This is a genomic window from Rodentibacter mrazii (genome assembly GCF_001998825.1).
GTDB classification, from domain to species: Bacteria; Pseudomonadota; Gammaproteobacteria; order Enterobacterales; family Pasteurellaceae; genus Rodentibacter; species Rodentibacter mrazii.
Genome location: NZ_MLHG01000010.1, coordinates 1 through 15,004, shown reverse-complemented (window position 1 = coordinate 15,004; position 15,004 = coordinate 1). Strand labels below are relative to the sequence as shown.

12 protein-coding genes, 2 pseudogenes and 1 other annotated feature are annotated in these 15,004 nt (G+C 40.9%); of the genes and pseudogenes, 8 read left to right on the top strand and 6 right to left on the bottom strand.

The window, feature by feature from the left end; translation table 11 throughout:
- Positions 1-278 precede the first annotated feature (278 nt).
- Positions 279-719: an FMN-binding protein MioC gene (gene mioC, locus BKK47_RS01360; RefSeq protein WP_077493144.1), complete on the bottom strand. Its 441-nt coding sequence runs from the start codon at positions 717-719 to the stop codon at positions 279-281.
- A gap of 48 nt (positions 720-767) precedes the next feature.
- Complete coding sequence (gene zapB, locus BKK47_RS01355) at positions 768-986, bottom strand: cell division protein ZapB (RefSeq protein ID WP_077493143.1); 219 nt, start codon at positions 984-986, stop codon at positions 768-770.
- 151 nt (positions 987-1,137) lie between these two features.
- On the opposite strand from zapB, the gene glpX reads away from it, so the two are divergent.
- Positions 1,138-2,151, top strand: coding sequence for a class II fructose-bisphosphatase (gene glpX / locus BKK47_RS01350; protein WP_077493142.1), 1,014 nt, complete (start codon positions 1,138-1,140; stop codon positions 2,149-2,151).
- 204 nt (positions 2,152-2,355) lie between these two features.
- Here glpX and BKK47_RS12850 read toward each other — a convergent pair.
- Positions 2,356-2,503: pseudogene (locus BKK47_RS12850) on the bottom strand (IS1595 family transposase); the annotation flags it as partial.
- Between the two features lie 176 nt (positions 2,504-2,679).
- Here BKK47_RS12850 and ggt point away from each other — a divergent pair.
- The gene (ggt, locus tag BKK47_RS01345) at positions 2,680-4,434 is read left to right on the top strand and encodes a gamma-glutamyltransferase (protein WP_077493141.1); all 1,755 of its coding nucleotides are present in this window, start codon (positions 2,680-2,682) and stop codon (positions 4,432-4,434) included.
- A gap of 45 nt (positions 4,435-4,479) precedes the next feature.
- Here ggt and BKK47_RS01340 read toward each other — a convergent pair whose 3' ends face one another.
- The 3 genes from BKK47_RS01340 to BKK47_RS01330 form a co-directional block, all read right to left on the bottom strand.
- Positions 4,480-4,905, bottom strand: coding sequence for a universal stress protein (locus BKK47_RS01340; protein ID WP_077493140.1), 426 nt, complete (start codon positions 4,903-4,905; stop codon positions 4,480-4,482).
- 76 nt (positions 4,906-4,981) lie between these two features.
- Positions 4,982-7,615: a TRAP transporter permease gene (locus BKK47_RS01335; RefSeq protein ID WP_077493139.1), complete on the bottom strand. Its 2,634-nt coding sequence runs from the start codon at positions 7,613-7,615 to the stop codon at positions 4,982-4,984.
- Between the two features lie 76 nt (positions 7,616-7,691).
- Entirely contained in the window at positions 7,692-8,654 is a 963-nt protein-coding gene (locus BKK47_RS01330; RefSeq protein WP_077493138.1) for a TAXI family TRAP transporter solute-binding subunit, read from the bottom strand.
- Between the two features lie 620 nt (positions 8,655-9,274).
- Positions 9,275-9,397 (top strand) — a sequence feature (His leader region).
- Positions 9,398-9,423: 26 nt separating this feature from the next.
- On the opposite strand from BKK47_RS01330, the gene hisG reads away from it, so the two are divergent.
- From hisG to BKK47_RS01300, 6 genes and pseudogenes are all read left to right on the top strand, one after another.
- Positions 9,424-10,320, top strand: coding sequence for an ATP phosphoribosyltransferase (hisG, locus tag BKK47_RS01325; RefSeq protein WP_077493137.1), 897 nt, complete (start codon positions 9,424-9,426; stop codon positions 10,318-10,320).
- A 94-nt stretch (positions 10,321-10,414) separates the two neighbouring features.
- A complete protein-coding gene (gene hisD, locus BKK47_RS01320) occupies positions 10,415-11,710 on the top strand; it encodes a histidinol dehydrogenase (RefSeq protein WP_077493136.1) in 1,296 nt (431 codons plus the stop codon).
- Positions 11,700-12,275, top strand: a complete 576-nt coding sequence (locus tag BKK47_RS01315; RefSeq protein ID WP_077493135.1) for a histidine phosphatase family protein — start codon at positions 11,700-11,702, stop codon at positions 12,273-12,275. The genes hisD and BKK47_RS01315 overlap by 11 nt, the downstream gene beginning before the upstream one ends.
- A 249-nt stretch (positions 12,276-12,524) precedes the next feature.
- Positions 12,525-13,580, top strand: a complete 1,056-nt coding sequence (hisC, locus tag BKK47_RS01310; RefSeq protein WP_077493134.1) for a histidinol-phosphate transaminase — start codon at positions 12,525-12,527, stop codon at positions 13,578-13,580.
- A 52-nt stretch (positions 13,581-13,632) separates the two neighbouring features.
- Complete coding sequence (hisB, locus tag BKK47_RS01305; RefSeq protein WP_077493133.1) at positions 13,633-14,721, top strand: bifunctional histidinol-phosphatase/imidazoleglycerol-phosphate dehydratase HisB; 1,089 nt, start codon at positions 13,633-13,635, stop codon at positions 14,719-14,721.
- Positions 14,722-14,753: 32 nt separating this feature from the next.
- Positions 14,754-15,004, top strand: a pseudogene (locus BKK47_RS01300) (hypothetical protein); the annotation flags it as partial.

The following is a 15,004-nucleotide window of genomic DNA, read 5'->3' as shown; positions in this document are numbered from 1 at the left end:
TAAGATTTTTTATATATAGATCTTATTATTGTTATTATTAAGATCCTTTTATTATGTGTATAACGCTTTTTTCTTTTTATAAATGAATAAGTTAGATCCTATTGAGAAATGTTGATCAATGATAAAAATAGTCGTAATTCATTGTGGATAATTTGCTTCTTTATCCACAGTAGATAGAAATTAAGATCTTATTCAGTGAAAAAATACAGGTTTTTTGACAGATTTTTTATGAGTTATGCACAGATAAAAAACGATGATCCTTATGATCATCGCCCTTTTTATGAGAGGGACTGAACAAAGAGAGGAAGCCAATTTTCACTGTCATTTTCAGGATCATCAACATTAAGTACGTCAATTTTTAAAGTTTCACAAAGTTTGACTGCACTTTTTTGTTCTAAAATATTTTCAATATGATTTGTAGCATAACAAAAGGTATCGTAATCCGAATTACCTAAGCCAACAATAGCAAAACGTAAGTGTGAAAGACCGAGGTAAGATTGTGTTATTTGATCAAAGAGCGGTCGTAAATTATCCGGAATTTCTCCTGCACCATGGGTAGAAGTGACGATCAACCATAGGGCTTCATCAATCACATCATCATATTGTGCACCGTGAAAAAGTGCGGTTGAAAATCCCTGTGTTTTTAAAACATTTTCTAGGTGTTCGGCAACATACTCGGCTGTGCCTAAAGTACTGCCTGAAATAATGCAAATTTTCATAAAAGTTATCTAAAGTAAAGGCTTAGAAAATCTAAGCCTTTAATGGAGTTAAACGTTATCAAATTTACCGAGCAATGAACGAATATGTTCTTGCCAGTTGCGGTGTTCATTTTTTAATTGTTCATTTTCACTTTGCAATGCTTCAACGGTTTGCTGAGATTGGCTATTTCTTTCTTTTAATTCTTCCACTTCAAGTTGAAGTAATTGAATTGTTTCTACCGCTTGCTTAATTTTATCTTCAAGCTGGTTTAAGATTTCTAATGACATAGTGATTTCCTTTTAAAATAACGTCCGAAACGGCTTTATTGTACCCACTTCACTTTTCTTTTTAAAGCCTTCAGTAAAAATTTATTATGCAAACGTTTGCATAGTGTTAAAATAGCACGATTTTTTGCTTGGAATAACAACGGAGATAAAAATGAATCGTGCATTGGCTATTGAATTTTCTCGTGTTACGGAAGCCGCTGCATTAGCGGCTTATACTTGGCTTGGACGTGGTGATAAAAATGCCGCAGATGAGGCGGCAGTGAAAGCAATGCGTTATATGCTGAACCTTATTCATATGGATGGTGAAATTGTTATTGGAGAAGGTGAAATTGATAAAGCCCCTATGCTCTATATCGGTGAAAAAGTCGGTTCCGGTAATGGGGAGCTTGTTTCTGTTGCTGTTGATCCCATTGATGGCACACGCATGACGGCAATGGGACAATCCAATGCCATTTCTGTATTGGCTGCCGGAGGAAAAAGAACTTTCTTAAAAGCACCGGATATGTATATGGAAAAAATTGTGGTAGGGCCGGAAGTCAAAGGAATGATTGATCTCAATTTACCTATTGAGCAAAATCTTCGTCGTACCGCTTCACGTTTAGGAAAATCCTTATCCGATCTAACAGTAATGGTGCTAGCTAAGCCTCGCCACGATGTCATTATTCAACAAATGCATGATTTAGGTGTCCGTGTTATGGCAATTCCGGATGGCGATGTTGCGGCTTCCGTTTTATGCTGTTTACCCGATGCTGAAGTGGATATGGTTTATGGCATTGGCGGGGCGCCTGAAGGTGTTGCTGCCGCAGCGGCTGTTCGAGCATTAGGTGGCGATATGCAAGCACGTTTAGTTCCCCATCATGAGGTGAAAGGTGATACGGAAGAAAATCGAAAAATTGCTGCAGAAGAAATTCAACGTTGTGAAGAATTAGGCGTTAAAGTGAATGAAATATTAAAATTAGAAGATCTTGTTCGTGATGATAATCTGGTGTTTGCTGCCACCGGTATTACCCACGGCGAATTACTTAAAGGAATTTCCCGTCGAGGCAATCTTGCTACCACTGAAACCCTATTAATTAGGGGGAAATCACGCACTATTCGTAAAATTCAATCTACTCATTATTTGGATCGCAAAGATTTCGAAATTTATAATATTTTGAGAAGCTAGTAACAATAAAAGTGCGGTTAAAATTTAATGCGTTTTTGCATTACTCATAACTTTAAAAATAGGGACTGTCTTGAACGACTAAAATTAACTAGCAGTTTAAGTCCCTATTGTTAGTACGCTGTTCACGCTCCATCACACATATACTCAAAATGAGCTTTGAGAAATACCTTTAAACTTCTTTAAATGCAGTTTTGCTTGATGCTAAAAATTATTAATCCTGTTTTAATGTGATTTTGTTTTCGACAAAGTGTATGTTGCGATTAATGCGAAAATGGTTAAATTTTCTCATATTAAGCACATCATACCTTCGATGGAAATCGCTATAAACAATGCTATCAGGCTTCATTGTTTCTCATTTGGATAAACAAAAAATTTATTAATTATCTGGGGTAGCACAAGTTTTTTAATAACTCTCTTCTCAACGTTTATTCTCTTATACTTGTTAATATTGCGTGAAATTTTTATTGTATTTGGGTAAATAAAAGCATAGTCTTGTTGATGAATTATTCATCAAAAAGGAGATAAAATATGCAAATGCAGTTCAAAAAAATATTATTTGCCGGGTTATTTACTTCTGTAATTAGCCTTTCTCAAGTCAGTTGGGCAAGTAACTCTGGGCTAACCACAAATACCGCCGCACGCTATGACAGCAGTACCGATATTTTCCAACCTATCTATGCGAAAAATGGCATGGTAGCTTCAGAACAGGCTATTGCGACTAAAGTCGGTGTTGAAATACTGAAACAGGGCGGTAATGCGGTTGATGCAGCCGTTGCAGTTGGGTTTGCCTTAGCCGTTGTGTTACCAAATGCCGGTAATATTGGTGGTGGAGGTTTTATGGTATTACATAATGAAAAAACAGGGGAGGATTTCGCCCTTGATTTTAGAGAAACTGCACCATTGAAAGCTTCTCGTGATATGTATTTGGATGCAAACGGGCAAGTTGAAGACGGTAAATCATTGTTTACACATTTTGCTGTCGGCGTACCGGGTACAGTAGCTGGGATGGAGCTGGCTTTAAAAAAATGGGGAACAATGCCTTTGCATAAAGTGTTAGAGCCAGCAATCAAGTTAGCGGAGGAAGGTTTTCCTATCAGCCAAACACTTGCCAACCTACTTGATACGGAGAAAGAAGTGTTAGGTAAATGGCAGAGTAGCCGCAAAATCTTCTTTAAAAACAACCGCACTTTAGCTGCCGGTGAACTGTTAATCCAAAAAGATTTGGCTAATTCTTTAAAACTCATTGCTAAAGAAGGTGCTAAGGCCTTTTATGAGGGAGAAATTGCGGAAAAAATCGTACAAGAAATGAAGCAACATAATGGTTTAATCAGCCTTGAAGATATGCGCAACTATCAAGCGATTGAGCGTCAGCCGATAGTGGGGAATTATCGCGGTTATAAAGTTGTAACTATGCCGCCACCAAGCTCGGGTGGTATCCATTTAGTACAATTGTTTAATATGTTGGAAAATTATCCGCTTAATGAATTCGGCGCAAACAGTGCAAAAACTATTCATTATTTAGCCGAATCGATGAAATTGGCTTATGCGGATCGTTCGGAATATCTTGGTGATCCGGATTTTGTGAAGATTCCCGTATCCGGTTTGATTTCAAAAAATTATGCTAATTTCTTAATTCAAAATATTAAGGAAAATTATGCCCGCCCTGCAACGGAAATTAAGCCCGGTAAACCTCAACCCTATGAAAGTGATCAAACCACGCACTATTCGGTTATGGATAACGCCGGTAATGCCGTTGCCGTTACCTATACATTAAATCTGAATTTTGGTAGCGGTATTGTTGCTGAAGGAACAGGTATTTTACTAAATAATGAAATGGATGATTTTTCGGCTAAACCCGGAGTAGCCAATGCATTCGGTTTAATCGGTGGTGATGCAAATGCAATTGAAGCGAAAAAGCGTCCTCTTTCATCAATGACGCCGACTATAGTTCTAAAAGATAATAAACCTTGGCTAGTGACAGGTAGTCCGGGTGGGGCTCGAATTATTACGACGGTTCTACAAAGTATTTCTAATACTATTGACCATAATATGAACCCCGCGGAAGCAATTGTTGCGCCAAGAATTCATCATCAATGGTTACCGGATGAATTACGAATTGAGGAAGGTATTAGCCCTGACACTTTAGCATTACTTACAGCTAAAGGGCATAAAATCAAGCTAAAAGCACCGATGGGACGTGTGCAAATTATTCAAGCGCGCGACGGTGGCTTCTATGGTTATTCAGACCCTCGTAATCCTGATGGAAAAACATTAGGATTCTAATGGATATAAAAATCCCTGCCTGAAGTACCCAAGCAGGGATTTTTGTTATTTCAAAATTAATATCGGTTTGTTCCCATATTTTGCCACTCGTCGGGTATTATTACTTAAGCCTTTAGTGTGAGGCTTGCTACTGGCAAGCATAATGATTAAATCTACCGATTTTTCTTCCGCAATTCGATTAATTTCCTCATAAATTGTGCCGTGTGCGACGATGTGTTGTACCTTAGCATTTTCGGGAAAGTGTTTGGCTGTAAAATCGTGCAGTGCTTTGTTTACTTCTGCAATCAGGGATTTATCAAAATTTTTTGGTAGGAAAGCGGAAATAAAGCTATCATCCACCGGTTCGACGATAGTAACGACACGAAATAGTGCATTGGGATGATGTTCAACCAAGCGTAATGCCGTTTCAACTACTTTTTCTGAACCTTTTGGATTGTTCAGATCAATGGCGAGCAGTAATTTGTTATACATAATTTATCCTTTTCATCAGTATGGCGGACATCCTTAATATTAATTGAAACACATTCAAAAATGACCGCACTTTCTATTAAGATTTTGCTCTTCTTCGTTGATTCCAGCCAACCAAGAAAATTATCATTAATCCTGGAATAAACATCCATTCTTTTTCCAATGAAACAAGTGGTAAAGAAATATCAATAATGGTTTGATCCCAATTTAACCCTGCTTTTGCCGCCAGAGAATCCGTTTCCACCATATCAATCACGACTTTATCAATTTGTTTTCCGTCCACCTCAATTTTTTCCTGTGTATGCAACAGGGTTAAACCGAGATTTTGCAAACGTTGTTCGCCTGTTTCTCCCTGTGGCACGGAAAGTTGTGAGTAAAATTCGATTTGTTTACCGTAAGGATTCATTCCCGATACTTTGAGCAGTAGATTTTGCCCTACCGGTGTTTTTTCCAGCTCTTTTACTAAATATGAAGGCTCAATATGATGAGAAGTCGGTGAAATATACTCCATAAAAAAGCCCGGTCGGAAAATGACAAATGCGCCCAAAATTAATAGTACTGTTTCCCACCATTTGTTTTTAACAAAGAAATGATTCATTGTCGCCGCAGTAAATGCCAGTATTGCTAATGTTGAAACTACGGCGACAAGGGTTCCTTTTGCCCAACCGACATCCAGTAACAATAAATCCGTATTAAAAATGAACAAGAAAGGAAGAATTGCCGTACGCAAGCTATAAAAGAACGCAATCATTCCGGTTTTTATCGGATTTCCGCCTGAAACTGCGGCTGCAGCAAATGATGCTAGTCCGACAGGGGGGGTTACATCCGCCATAATGCCGAAATAGAATACAAATAAATGTACGGCGATGAGTGGCACAATCAACCCGTTTTGTTTGCCGACTTCAACGATAACCAATGCCATTAATGAGGAAACAACAATATAGTTAGCGGTTGTCGGTAATCCCATTCCCAAAATCAAACTGAATATGGCGACGAGAATCAGCATTAATAAAATATTGCCCATTGACAACACTTCAATAATGCCTGATAGCTGTACGCCGAATCCGGTTAAAGAAACCACGCCGACGATAATTCCGGCGGTTGCCGTTGCAATGCCGATACCAATCATATTTCTTGCCCCGGTTTCTAATCCGTCGATTAAGGTTTTTACACCTTCAATGAAAAGCGAGGAGTTAATCGGTTGCTTACGGAAATAATGTAGCAGCGGTTTTTGTGTGAGTAAAATCACCGCAAGCGCTATTGTTCCCCAGAATGCGGAAAGCCCCGGCGATAACATTTCCACCATTAAACACCAAATTAATACCACGACGGGAATGAGAAAATGCAGCCCTGCATTCACCGTCGGTTTGGCTGATGGCAGTGCGACCATCGGTGCATTAGGATCATCGACTTCCAAATCAGGAAATGTTGCGACTCGGCGGATAAGTAATAAATAAACCGCTGTAAGCAATACGCAAACAATAAGGAAAGCGTAATTCGGCGCAACGGTTTTAATCCACCCTAAGCCGAAATGAACCATGCCGGTTAAGCCGATGACGACCAAAAGTGCGGTCAAAATTTTTAATAAAACGATAAAAATAGGATTTGGTGGATCGGTTCTCGGTAAGCCTTTTAAATCCATTTTTAAGGCTTCCAAATGAACGATATAAACCAACGCAATATATGAAATTAATGCCGGTAACGCCGCGTGGGTGATTAATTGGCTATATGGCATATTCACATATTCAATCATCAAAAAGGCAGCAGCACCCATAACCGGCGGCATAATCTGCCCATTTACGGAGGAGGCGACTTCAACCGCACCCGCTTTTTCGGCGGAAAACCCGACCCGTTTCATCATTGGAATGGTAAATGTTCCCGTCGTTACCACATTGGCAATGGATGAACCGGAAATTAATCCGGTCAAGCCTGAGGACACGACAGCTGCTTTAGCCGGACCGCCGCGTAAATGCCCTAAATAGGCAAAGGCGGTTTTGATAAAATAGTTGCCCGCGCCTGCTTTATCCAGTAACGCACCGAATAAGACAAATAAAAACACATACTTCGTGGAAACGCCCAACGCCACTCCGAATACGCCCTCCGTGGTTACCCATTGCTGATTGACCATTTGAGAAAGTGAGCCTGAACGGTGGCTGATAATCCAATCTGTCGGTAAAAATTGTCCGAAATAGTTATACAGTAAAAAGACGGAAGCGATAATAACCAAAGGTAATCCCAAACTACGCCGACAAGCCTCCAGTAGTAAAATAATCCCTAAACAGCCGGCAATAATATCCGATGTATTGGGTGCCCCGAAACGGGTAACTAATCCCTCATAAAAGAAAATATAATATGCGCCTAAAAATGCGCCTAAAACGGCAAACAACCAATCTTGGTAAGGAACACGGTGTTTTGGAGAGACGGCAAATGCCGGAAATACCAAGTAAGCCAGAAATAAGGCAAAAGCTAAGTGAATGGAACGCGCTTTGGTATCATCAACTACCACATTCCATTCCCAGCCCCAACTGCGGATCACTTCTTGCAGCCAAAAGGGAAATGGCGAGGTGTAATAAAGCTGGAAGATTGACCACAAAATAGCCGTAACAATAATTAGATTTTTGGTTAAGCCTTTTGGATTTCGTCCTCCCGCATCATTAAATGCAACCATATCTTGCAGATCGTCATAATCCGATTTTTCAGATTTTACCGACATAAAACCTCCAAAAATAAATATTACCGATTAAAACAGGAAAGGCAGGATAACTCCTGCCTAAATTTAATATGCTCGGTTATTTTAACCAGCCTTTTTCTTTGTAATAACGTACTGCGCCTTCATGCAATGGTGCGGATAGCGCATTTTTGATCATATCTTCCTGTTTTAAATGAGCAAATGCCGGATGGAGACGTTTAAAGCGATCAAAATTGTCGAAAACGGCTTTAACAATGGCATAAACGCTGTCCACATCAACATCAGAAGAGGTAACCAAGGTTGCATATACCCCGAAGGTATCCACCGGATTATCCGTGCCTTTATACAAACCGCCCGGAATGGTTGCTTTCGCATAATACGGATTATCAGCAACCAATTTGTCAATTTCCGTACCGGTAATCGGCACTAAATGCACATTACACGAAGCTGCTGCTTCTTTCAATGCGCCATTAGGGTGTCCGACATTATAAGTAATCGCATCTAAATTGTTATCACACATTACCGATGCCATTTCTGCCGGTTTTAATTCTGACGCGACTTTAAATTCTTTATCCGTCCAACCTTTCGCGGCTAAAATCACATTCATTGTCGCACGTGTACCGGATCCCGGATCACCCACATTGACACGTTTGCCCTTTAAATCATCAAATTGTTGAATACCCGAATCGTCGCGGGCCATTAGCGTGAAAGGTTCGGGGTGAATAGAAAAAACGGCGCGCAATTTATCATTTTTCTTGCCTGTAAATGAACTTGTGCCGTTATAAGCGTGATATTGCCAATCGGATTGGGCGATTCCCATTTCCATTTGATTTGCCGCAATCGCATTCAAATTGGCAACAGACGCACCGGTAGAAGGGGCATTACACTTAATTTGGGTTTTTGCCGTATCGCGGTTTACTAATTGGCAGATTGATTGACCCACAACATAATAAACACCGGTTTGTCCACCGGTACCGATGGTGACAAATTTTTCTGCTGCTTGAGCAGAGAATGCGCCCATTGTTAATACTGCTGCAAGAGAAAGAGTAGAATATTTTTTCATTGTAAAGCCCTCTTATCGTAGATTGTAGAAAATTTAGTAAGATGTTGTGTTATTTTTATGCAATAACCCTGACAACATATACTTGTGCGCCAATATACGCAATCGTTTTCTTTCAAAAACATGAGGTTTTTCACATTTTTTTAACATAAAAAATACAATCTATCTCTAAAAGTTCCTTTCTATTAGAAAAAAATGTACCGGTAATACTGTTACAGTCCGGTAAATATCTTTATAACCTTATCGGTGTTTTCATCTTATTTATAGAAATATTGAATCTATGACCTACGCCCAGATCGGTTATTTAGTGATTCTTTTGCAATGCAAAGATTTAGCGTAGAAAATCAGGGGAAGAAATAAAAAACGGTATGGGCTCACGCATTATTAGGCAAAAATCAATTAGATACATTGCCCCAAAATAGTGGAAAAATACTAGAAAACAGACCGCACTTTATCTGCCTGTTAAATCATTTTATTCATTTTTAGAGCAAAATGAATCTATTCTTTTTATATGCAATCGTTTGTGTATTTTATCAAAAAGGGCTTGCGCGTCCGTTCATTTTTTCGTATAGTCAAAAACATTCAATTTTGGAGCAAATTATGACCTTTATTCGTACTACGCATCATCACCATCATTTTCCTGAATAATCTTTCGGGCATTTGGTGTGTTCGGAAGATAACTTCCGAGTACGAATGAACCCAAAACCCAATTCAACCCCTCGGAAGCAATTTCGAGGGGTTTTTCTTTATCAAAAATAAATAGGAATACAATATGACAACCAACAGACTTCGCCTTGCAATGCAAAAATCCGGACGCTTAAGCACCGATTGCCAAATCCTACTTAAGCAGTGCGGCGTAAAAATTAACTGGCACACACAACGGCTGATCGCCTATTCGGAAAATATGCCGATTGAGATTTTGAGGGTGCGGGACGATGATATTCCGGGCTTAATTTTCGATGGTGTAGTCGATCTTGGCATTATCGGCGAAAATGTGCTGGAAGAAGTGGCGTTAGGACGACTTGCCGGAGGTGAAAATGCAGATTACAAACTACTTAAACGCCTTGACTTCGGCGGATGCCGTCTCTCCCTTGCCCTACCTCGTGATGCCGATTATCAGAATATCGGCGATTTAGCCAACGCCCGCATTGCCACCTCCTACCCAAACCTACTCAAACGCTATATGCAACAACACAATATCCCGTTTAAAAATTGTTTGCTGACCGGCTCGGTCGAGGTTGCCCCTAGTGCAGGTTTAGCCTCGGCGATTTGTGATTTGGTTTCGTCTGGGGCGACTTTAGAAGCCAATGGTTTACGAGAAGTGGAAGTGATTTATCGTTCTACCGCCTGCCTTGTGCAACGTGCCACAGAAGTCGATAGCAAAAAACAGGCGTTAATCGACCGCTTGCTCACCCGTATCCAAGGTGTGCAACAGGCGGCGGAGTCCAAATATATTATGCTGCATGCTCCGAAAGATCGCCTTGCTGAAATTACCGCACTTTTGCCGGGCGTTGAAAACCCGACCATTCTGCCTCTTGCTCACGATACCAACCAAGTGGCAATGCACGTTGTTAGCCAAGAAAATCTTTTCTGGGAAACGATGGAACAACTTAAAGCGATTGGCGCAAGCTCAATTTTGGTGTTACCTATTGAAAAGATGATGGCGTAGTACGTTACTTTTCTTTGTGTTGCTAAAGAAAGTAACGAAATAAAGACGGCAAAGAAGGGAATAAAAACATAGAAAATATTTTAGGAATAATACAATGCAAACATTAATTTGGAACAACTTAAAAACTTCAGAAAAAATGACCGCACTTTCCCGCCCGGCGCAAAAAGTGGGAGAAAGTATTAAACAAGCGGTGGACGCTATCCGTGAAAATGTGGCACAGAATGGCGATGGTGCTTTGTTTGAATTGGCGGAGAAGTTCGACAAGGTAACCTTGCAAAAATTCACCGTATCAAAGGAAGAGATTGCGACGGCAAGCGATCGAATTTCACCCACGCTTTGCCAAGCCATTCAACAGGCGAAGGCGAATATTGAGGCTTTTCACAAGGCTCAACAAAATCAAGAAATTGACATCGAAACCCAGCCCGGTGTGCGTTGCCAAGTGCTGACCCGCCCGATTGAACGGGTTGGGTTGTATATACCTGGTGGGTCTGCTCCGCTGTTTTCGACAGTGTTAATGCTTGCAGTACCGGCAAAAATTGCGGGCTGCAAAAAAATTGTGCTTTGTTCACCGCCGCCGATCGCCGATGAAATTCTCTACACCGCCAACCTTTGTGGCGTAGAAACCATTTACGCAGTGGGTGGGGCGCAGGCGATTTTTGCTATGGCACAGGGTACAGAAACGGTGGCGAAAGTGGATAAAATCTTTGGGCCGGGTAATGCCTTTGTTACAGAGGCAAAACGCCAAGTGATGCAACGTGGCACAGCGATTGATATGCCCGCAGGCCCGTCTGAAGTGTTGGTGATCGCCGATGAATTTGCTGATTCCGATTTTGTCGCCAGCGACCTGCTTTCCCAAGCAGAACATGGGGCGGATAGCCAAGTGATTTTAGTCACCAACAGTGAAACGCTGGCAAAAGCGACAGCACTTTCCATTGAAAAACAACTTGCAAACTTGCCACGAAAAGAGACCGCTTGCCAAGCCCTCGATCACTGCCGAATTTTAATTGCCGAAAGCATTGAACAAGCGGTTGAAATCAGCAACGAATATGCACCCGAACATTTGGTGGTTCAAACGCAAAATGCTCGCGAATTATTGCCATTTCTAGACAACGCAGGCTCAATTTTCTTAGGCGCGTTCTCACCCGAAAGTATGGGCGATTACGCCAGCGGCACTAACCACGTTCTGCCTACTTACGGCTATACCAAAACGTATTCAAGTCTGGGCTTGGCGGATTTCAGCAAACGAATGACGGTACAAGAACTCACCCCACAAGGTTTTCAAGCCCTTGCCCCAACAGTGATGGCAATGGCAAGTGCCGAACAGCTTGAGGCACACAGACAAGCGGTGGAAGTACGGTTGGATAAGTTGAAGGTAAATTATGAACGATAAACAACGAATTGTTTTAATTCGACATTGTACACCAGAGATACCTAATATTAGATGCTCTGCTAAACAAGCTCAGTATTATTTGGAGGAATACAATAGTACAGAAAACATTCGTTTATCTGAAATTATATTATTCTCCTCACAAGAGGTTCTCAATGAAATCAAAGTGAGTGAATGTATTTATAGTTCGCCTTTACCTCGAGCCAGAATAACAGCAAACTCTTTATTTAGTTCAACTAAAATTACATTTTGTGAGGCGCTTAAAGAATTTAATTTAAATATCTCAAATATCCCTTTTATTTCTTTATCCGTAAAACATTGGTTTGTGATTTCTCGTTTACTTTGGTTTGTCGGGTTGGACCGATCGGGGAAAACACTGGCTCAAGAAAAATCAAGAGTGAAGGATTTTATGCAGCTACTGCCGGCAGAACAAAGTTGTGTAATTGTTGCACACGGTTTTGTTATTAGAGAAATAAAGAAAACACTATTAAAACAAGGCTTTTTATGTACTTTCTTTGAAAAACAAGGGAGTTTTAATGTAACTATTTTAGAGAGTAAAGGCGATTAGAGAATTATTGTTTTATATCAATAGAGACAAGATATGCTGAGACCTAAAACTAAAAATGAACTTATTACATTAAGCCAACAAAATTTTGAAAGATTATTTACTAAAAAATATTATTCGTAGACAGAATCGACTAGTTTAGGTAGTCATATTATTTCGTTCACATCAAGTCATTATGAATGGGCATTAAGAATAATAAAAAAACAGATTAAATCATTAAAAAATTTATCAACTATTTAAAAGGCAAACACAATGAACATCAATAACTTATCTCGAAAAAACATTCAAGTACTCACCCCGTATCAATCTGCAAGGCGATTAGGGGGAAAGGGCGATATTTGGCTAAATGCGAATGAATACCCGATTTCGCCAAACTTTGATTTAACCGACCGCACTTTTAACCGCTATCCCGAACCGCAACCGCAGGCGGTGGTGGAAAGGTATGCTGCCTACGCAGGCGTATCGTCTGACAATGTGTTGGTGAGTCGGGGCGGTGATGAAAGCATTGAACTGATTATCCGTGCATTCTGTGAAGCAGATGATGCCGTTTTATACTGCCCACCCACCTATGGAATGTATGCGGTGAGTGCCGAAGCCTGCGGCATTGCCTGTAAAACTGTACCGTTGACGGCAGATTTTCAACTGAATTTGGCGGAAATTGAACGACAATTAGATGGTGTGAAAGTGGTGTTTGTGTGCAGCCCAAATAACCCAACGGGCAATCTGATCAAGCGCTCAGATTTGCTCGAACTTTTGCAGATGACTGCAGGGCGTGCGATTGTGGTGGTGGACGAAGCCTATATCGAATTTTGCCCTGAGGCAACAATGATGACAGCGCTGGCAAATTATCCGCATTTGGCGATTATCCGCACCCTTTCCAAAGCCTTTGCCTTGGCAGGGCTACGCTGCGGTTTCACCCTTGCTAATGCGGAATTGATCCAAGTCTTACAAAAAGTGATCGCCCCTTATCCCTTGCCTGTACCGGTGTCGGATATTGCCGCACAAGCCCTGCAACCACAAGGGCTAACTCAAATGCAATACAGCGTTGCCGAACTGCTCGCTAATCGCGCCGACTTGCAAAAAAACCTTGAAAACCTACCGCTTGTAGAGCAGGTTTACCCGAGCGAAGCCAACTACCTTTTGGTGAAATTCAAAGATGGGCAAAAGGTGTTTAGTAGTTTGTGGCAAAAGGGAATTATTCTGCGTGATCAACATAAAGCCCCTGGGCTGCAAAACAGTATTCGGGTAACGATTGGCACAGCATTGGAAAATCAGCGGGTGATTGAGGCGATTTCAGAAATCAACTAATATCAACAATGACAATATTTATTCATACTTCGTACAATATAGAGGACAAACTATGCAACCAACCCTTTTTATCGACCGTGATGGCACATTGATTGATGAGCCGAAAACCGATTTCCAAATCGACAGCTTGGAAAAACTCAAATTTGAACCGAACGTGATACCTGCATTGCTAAAACTGCAAAAACGCTACCGCTTGGTGATGGTGAGTAATCAAGATGGCTTGGGGACGGCATCTTTCCCACAAGCAGATTTTGACAAGCCGCACAATGCAATGATGGCGTTGTTTAGCTCGCAAGGGATTGAATTTGATGAAGTGCTGATTTGCCCGCACAAGCCCGAAGATCAGTGTGCGTGCCGCAAGCCGAAAACCAAACTGTTGCAAAAATATATCGACAGAAATTTATTCGATCCTGACCGCTCTTTTGTGATTGGCGACCGTGCCACCGATGTACAATTAGCCGAGAATCTGGAGATTCAAGCGTTGCAATATCACCCAGAAAAACTGAACTGGGATCTGATTACGGAAAAATTGTTAGGCGAATCGGTAACCAATATTGGCGACCGCCTGCCACGCTATGCGATGGTTGAACGCAAAACCAAAGAAACGGACATCAAAGTGCAAGTGTGGCTGGACGAAACCGGTGTGAACGAAATCAGCACTGGTGTGGGCTTTTTCGACCATATGCTTGACCAAATCGCCACCCACGGTGGATTCCGTATGAACATTTCTTGCAAAGGCGATTTGTGGATTGACGAACATCACACTGTAGAAGATACGGCACTGGCACTCGGCACAGCGTTAAAACAAGCCATTGGTGACAAACGAGGTATTGCCCGCTTTGGTTTTGTACTGCCAATGGACGAATGTAAAGCCCAATGTGCGTTGGATTTATCGGGTCGCCCGTTTATTAAATTCAAAGCAGAATTTAAACGGGATAAAGTCGGCGATTTCAGCACCGAATTGACCGAGCATTTTTTCCAATCTATCGCTTTCACAATGCTCGCCACCCTACACATCAAAGCCAAAGGCGACAACGACCACCACAAAATCGAAAGTTTGTTTAAAGTGTTTGGGAGAACCTTAAGACAGGCAATTAGGGTTGAGGGGGAGGAGTTGCCGAGTAGTAAGGGTATTTTATAATTAGTTGAATTTTGATAAGTTCGGAGTAAAAAATGAAACATTATGTTGTAAAAATTTATAAGTCTATAAACAAGATAAATGTTGATAATTTAAATACCCTTGAGATTGGAGGAAAAATAGGATTTCTAAAGAATATTATATTAAAAAACTCTAGGTTTCTTCAAAAAGATGAGGGGTGTTGGTATCTTAATTTCTTTTGCAACTCTGCTTATGAGCAACAAATTATTGTAAAAATGATCGAAGTCCCAGGTAATTTATCAAAAGAAGAATTACAGAGTACTAT

Coding starts and splice junctions, on each gene's coding strand:
- mioC (WP_077493144.1), bottom strand. CDS start 719: ATGAAAATTTGCATTATTTCAGGCAGTACTTTAGGCACAGCCGAGTAT.
- zapB (WP_077493143.1), bottom strand. CDS start 986: ATGTCATTAGAAATCTTAAACCAGCTTGAAGATAAAATTAAGCAAGCG.
- glpX (WP_077493142.1), top strand. CDS start 1,138: ATGAATCGTGCATTGGCTATTGAATTTTCTCGTGTTACGGAAGCCGCT.
- ggt (WP_077493141.1), top strand. CDS start 2,680: ATGCAAATGCAGTTCAAAAAAATATTATTTGCCGGGTTATTTACTTCT.
- BKK47_RS01340 (WP_077493140.1), bottom strand. CDS start 4,905: ATGTATAACAAATTACTGCTCGCCATTGATCTGAACAATCCAAAAGGT.
- BKK47_RS01335 (WP_077493139.1), bottom strand. CDS start 7,615: ATGTCGGTAAAATCTGAAAAATCGGATTATGACGATCTGCAAGATATG.
- BKK47_RS01330 (WP_077493138.1), bottom strand. CDS start 8,654: ATGAAAAAATATTCTACTCTTTCTCTTGCAGCAGTATTAACAATGGGC.
- hisG (WP_077493137.1), top strand. CDS start 9,424: ATGACAACCAACAGACTTCGCCTTGCAATGCAAAAATCCGGACGCTTA.
- hisD (WP_077493136.1), top strand. CDS start 10,415: ATGCAAACATTAATTTGGAACAACTTAAAAACTTCAGAAAAAATGACC.
- BKK47_RS01315 (WP_077493135.1), top strand. CDS start 11,700: ATGAACGATAAACAACGAATTGTTTTAATTCGACATTGTACACCAGAG.
- hisC (WP_077493134.1), top strand. CDS start 12,525: ATGAACATCAATAACTTATCTCGAAAAAACATTCAAGTACTCACCCCG.
- hisB (WP_077493133.1), top strand. CDS start 13,633: ATGCAACCAACCCTTTTTATCGACCGTGATGGCACATTGATTGATGAG.